This window comes from Phormidium sp. FACHB-1136 (genome assembly GCF_014697375.1).
Lineage (GTDB): Bacteria > Cyanobacteriota > Cyanobacteriia > Phormidesmidales > Phormidesmidaceae > Nodosilinea.
The window spans coordinates 1-4,693 of the sequence record NZ_JACJRS010000187.1 but is presented as its reverse complement, the minus strand read 5'-3'; the positions used below and the strand labels follow the sequence as shown (position 1 = coordinate 4,693).

At 53.6% G+C, this 4,693-nt stretch carries 5 protein-coding genes; 1 reads left to right on the top strand and 4 read right to left on the bottom strand.

Annotated features, from left to right (window positions below; translation table 11 throughout):
* Positions 1-373: 373 nt before the first annotated feature.
* Positions 374-916 (top strand): hypothetical protein, encoded by a 543-nt coding sequence (locus tag H6G62_RS26055; protein WP_190500620.1) that lies wholly within the window; start codon positions 374-376, stop codon positions 914-916.
* Here the strand turns inward: H6G62_RS26055 and H6G62_RS26050 are convergent.
* The 4 genes from H6G62_RS26050 to H6G62_RS26035 all read right to left on the bottom strand — a co-directional run.
* Positions 913-1,917, bottom strand: a complete 1,005-nt coding sequence (locus H6G62_RS26050; RefSeq protein ID WP_190500618.1) for a DUF6753 family protein — start codon at positions 1,915-1,917, stop codon at positions 913-915. The genes H6G62_RS26055 and H6G62_RS26050 overlap by 4 nt on opposite strands.
* Positions 1,918-1,920: 3 nt before the next feature.
* Complete coding sequence (locus H6G62_RS26045) at positions 1,921-3,330, bottom strand: hypothetical protein (protein ID WP_190500616.1); 1,410 nt, start codon at positions 3,328-3,330, stop codon at positions 1,921-1,923.
* A 15-nt stretch (positions 3,331-3,345) separates the two neighbouring features.
* Entirely contained in the window at positions 3,346-3,807 is a 462-nt protein-coding gene (locus H6G62_RS26040; protein WP_190500614.1) for a hypothetical protein, read from the bottom strand.
* Between the two features lie 37 nt (positions 3,808-3,844).
* The coding region (locus H6G62_RS26035) for a hypothetical protein (RefSeq protein ID WP_190500612.1) at positions 3,845-4,693 on the bottom strand (849 nt) is incomplete at its 5' end.

Below are 4,693 nucleotides of genomic sequence, written 5' to 3'. Positions count from 1 at the left end.
TCCTCAAATCCAGAGGTGCCATAGCCAGAGCCCGGTTCAGGAGTGCCGTAACCCGAAGCCTTATCGTAGCTAGAATCGTTGTTTTCGTATTCATTAACCATGATGAAGCTAATAGGAATGACATACAACAAACAACCCTAGGCTAAACAATCTATGCCCATAAACCCCCGTCCATTCGACAGAGATTCAAGCCAAATTTAAGTTCCCCATTGACTTAAATCTCTATCTAAAGTCATAGCGACAACGTCAGGCATCCCAGACCCTTCGGTCAGCTATCGCTTTGGGTGGGCGTTGTTACTCCGTTCTTGTGATGTTGCTCACAACCCCTACAGCCCCGTCCACGACAGCCGATCCCTATGCCACGATAAAATCCATGGCGGCCCTCTTAAATGAGGCTGGATTTATGCTGGCCATGTTACTGTTCATCCATGGCAATGGCACCAAAGTCAGCACTGAGCAGTTCAAGTATTTCACTGGCCCTGTGATTTTTGGCAAGCCTGAGCAAGCTTGGGATTTGCCCCAGGAAACGACCGAAAGGCTAGTCAAAGCGGTTCGGTTAGAACGGTTTTGGTTAATCCTTGATGAACTGTCTGGACGAGCTAAACCCGGCCAAACCTGCACCGCTGCAGAGCTGGTCTGTGCCATTCAGCCCTACACCCATGTCGCACCACTGAGCCACAATCTCTCCGCCATTTGCTTGAACGCCTTCGCCCATGTGCTAGAGGCCCACCCCGAACTGTTCCCTGCTGGAGATGCAAGTCAATTCAAACTGGACATCACGGATCCCTACGAACGGCGAGACTTTCAGCTCACGATTCGACGCAAGGTGGTGGCGCGGGGCCATCACCCCATGGCCAGCCGACCTGAACCCGACCAACCCGAATCCCCGCAAATCCACCAAATCAGCCTGTTCTAGTCGCCTCTGAAGGTGCGCTGGTCGGGCGGCACCACCCAGAGCGCACAGGCCCCCGATTCAGCCACCTCTCCTTCAATCGCCAGGGCCACACCCTGTTCAGAGAGCTGGTTTTGGCAGCGGCCATTGAGCACCAGGTTGCGGTTCCACGACCACAACTCCTGAGCCCGCTGGCCTTCATCACTCATCACCCACCGCAAGGCCTCGGCCTGTTCCTGGTCGAGGCGCACGTTGCCCGTCACCAGGGGAGGCCGTTGGCTGTACCCCATCGTTCGTCCTAGCCCAAAGAAGGCACCCCCGACAACGAGGACGCTAATGGCCGCAATCGTCAGGTTAGCCGCATTCAGCGCCGCCTTAAAGGAGTTAAGCGAACTCACCAACAACAGCCGATTCAGGATGGACGTGATCTTTGCTCGCTGACGCTGCACGGCACTATCCGCTGAAGCGTTGATGACCGCCACCGCCTGGTCGCATTCTTCCTTGAGCAACGCTCGAAACGCCTGCTCAAGCTCCTGGGGACGATGGCGCAGCAACGCCTCCAATCGGCCCGTGCTGTAGAGAATCGAAAACAGCGGATCATCAGGCCCAACGCCGCATTGCGTCGCCACCTGATACACCGTCTGCTTGAATTCAGGGGATTGGTCTTGAAGGGCTAGGTCAAACCGGGTGAGGTGGTCGCCCATGGACTCTAGCTGCTGTCGCTCATAACGTTCCTGGAGGCGGCGCAACACCCAAACGATTTCTTCTGGGCTGTACCCCTGACAGACGGGTGAGCCTTCCTGAAACAAAGTCCAAATCGCGGCCGCTTTCTCTTGCTTGAGCCGTTGTCGGGCTTGCTCGGCTAAGGCAGGCGGCACCCGAGGCGCAGGGACATAGTGGTAACGCTCATCGCCAGGTGGGTCGGGCGGCTCTGTATCAACCAACTCACCGTCTCGTCCTTGCGCGATGAGCTGCATCAAGCCCTGGAGCGTGGAGGCTTCTGTCGGTCGTTGCGTCTGAACCATGGCCTAACCCTTGTGACCGTTCGAGTGGGAGACTCCAGCCAAACCGACGCCAGAGGACTCAGCCATCAGCCTCTCAGGATCATCGGCATCGACGATCTCTAATTCGCCCCCTAGGCCCAGTTCATCGTAGGTCAGCGAATCGTCATCCGGGTCTGACAGGTCATCCATCCAATCACCATTTTCAGCTTGATACATCCCACCGCTGACCCTCTCATTCACCTGTTGCACGTCAGCCTCAACAACAGGGGGGCTGAAGTCTGATTCTGAAGCCACAGGGTCAACCTCAGGCGTAGGCTGAGGTTCAGACTTGGGTTTGGACTTGGCCCTAGATTTACGCTTAGACTCAGACTCAGCCTTAGACTCAGGTTTAGGCTCAGACTTAGCTTTGGACTTAGCCTTGGGCTGACGAGTGCCCATCCTGAAGTTGGATGGGTTGTAGGCTTCGGCTGGCTTCATCGTGGTCAGTTCGACCAAGTTGTCCATCAAGCCAGACTCGGTAATCCGAATCGTGGTGTCCCTCAAAAACCGATAGAGGCGGCCCCGACTCGTCGTCGTCAAATCCAGGCGGGCCATGGCGGCGGCATAGGTCAGCTTTTCTCGATTGAGGATATCCACTTCGGGTTGAGCCAGTCGAGGAAAGTCAACGGTGTAGATGTCATTCCGGCAAACCAGATCCGATAGTCCCTCCACCTCATACAGAGGCTCCCAGTCAATCCGCAAAGAGCTGGGCAGCAGCGCCTCATTGCGTACCAGGATGTGATGGATGCGGCCAGGGCAAAGCTGGTCATAGTAGCGAACTGCCGCCATAAACTCCTGACCATCGGTCTCAGTGCAGCCGCACAGGTGCCAGCGGTGAATGCGAGGCTGCTGACCCGCTATCAAGTCCTCCAAACTGGGCTGATTTGAGACCAGATTGAGTAGGGGTGAACGCTCCCCCGCCAATGCACCCGCCGTCAAATCTTGGAACGGCTCTGGCTCAACCGCCTCATAGATATAATCCGTTCCAGACAGCTTGAGACGGACATCGAGCAGGTTACTGTCCCGCAACCAGGCCGACGAAAACTCAAAACTTGATCCCGGCAGGTTGAGGAATACGTTTAGGCCTGACCTTAAACAATCCATGATCTGCTTATTGGCCTTGGAGAATCCATAGCCCAGCTCAGTGCGGATATCGAGATCAATCGTCTCTGGGTAGATGGGACTGATATTGCCCTTCACCGACCCATCGGTGGTCTTTAGATCCGCATCAAACAAGACACCATTGAACTCGTTGTACTCAATGTGATGGGCCAGAAATCGACTAAATGTCGATTTGCCCTTTCCGCCTGAGAATGAATCAATGATATGAATCGAAGGAAAGGGAGGAAGGCCAGAAATTGTTTGGCCTTCTTTATACTGAGCAGTGGTTTTCATAAATAATCCCGAACGCTAAGCTTCTTTCTCGCTGATAATCGTGAGCCCGGCCCAGGGCGTATCTGACGTATCAATCTCTACGGCTGATGTCGGGCTTGAGTCAGTCTTATCGGGTCGGGCCTCACGTTGGTCAGGTTCAACAGGATCTGGCACCACCTGAAGCCTCGGTTGGTCATGATTGAAGCTAGGTGGCTCCATGTCCTGAGTCGATAGCGGTGTCGAAACCAGATCAGGGAACAAAGATTTAATGAGGTTGATTCGAGCCTCTAACTCATGGATAGACTTAAGCACTGCCATCCGCAGCTTTGGATCGTCTAGATTGGGGTCAACTTGATACGCCATTTCAGCGAGGTAATACGTCACAATGGCTCGAGTACTCTTGGTAGAAGCATTACCTCCCTCTCTTAGACCGTTGAAGATAAACTCATCTAGATCGGTAGAGGGTGTGATAAAAAGTCGAGAATCAGATTTAGCCATGATGAACCACACCTACAAAAACGACAAACCATTAAACCTAGCCAACCAACGGTTGAGAGGCTGATGATTGGGAAGACTTAGGCTTAGGAAACTTAAACTCCGCTCGCATCCCCTCAAATACGCTGTAAACATCTTCGAGTCGATTGACGTACTCTGGCCTGACCTCAATCGACTCTGGAATGTCGATGCCGTAGTCAAAGTATTGTTCTAGGTCAGGCCGACAGTCTTCAAGTAATAAACCCACCGCATTCACGCCGCCACCACAGAAGACAATGGCCGTGGATTTATCGTCTGAGAGCATATTGTCAATCCAGTTTTTAAGTCGTGCACAGTAGGCATGGTTCGCTTTACTGAACCCCTGGCACAGCTCTCGACCTGCCTTCTCTTTCAGATCAGGGTCACTGTAGGAGGTGACACGATAGTAGGGGTAAAAGTCGTCTTTCAGGCGGGCTTCAAAGGCGACTTCCATCAATCGTTCGGTTGAGACCCCATGGGCTCCATGGAGCATATCGAGGCACACTCTAAACCCCAGATTCGATGTCCTGAGCGTTTTAGGCTCTCCCCCTCGAATCATCACCGCCGTGGCATTGCGGTGGCCGAGCATAAATACCGTCGCATCTCGATGTTCAGGATGCTCCTTCAGGAATGAGCGAGTGACGCCCAATCCTTCCGGTTGACAGTCAAAGCTCCAAAGCTGAGGTTGAAGGATTCCGGTTGGGGTCATAAAGCCTTGCTCAAAGGCCGATATCACGCGACGCTGAAAATCACCGACAAAACTAGCCTCATCCGAGGGCAGCAGGCATCGAATCACGACGCCAAAGTCATCCGGAATCTTGTAGCCTTCACCCATCAACCTTTGCTGAATCACCCAAACCGCCCCTAGCAA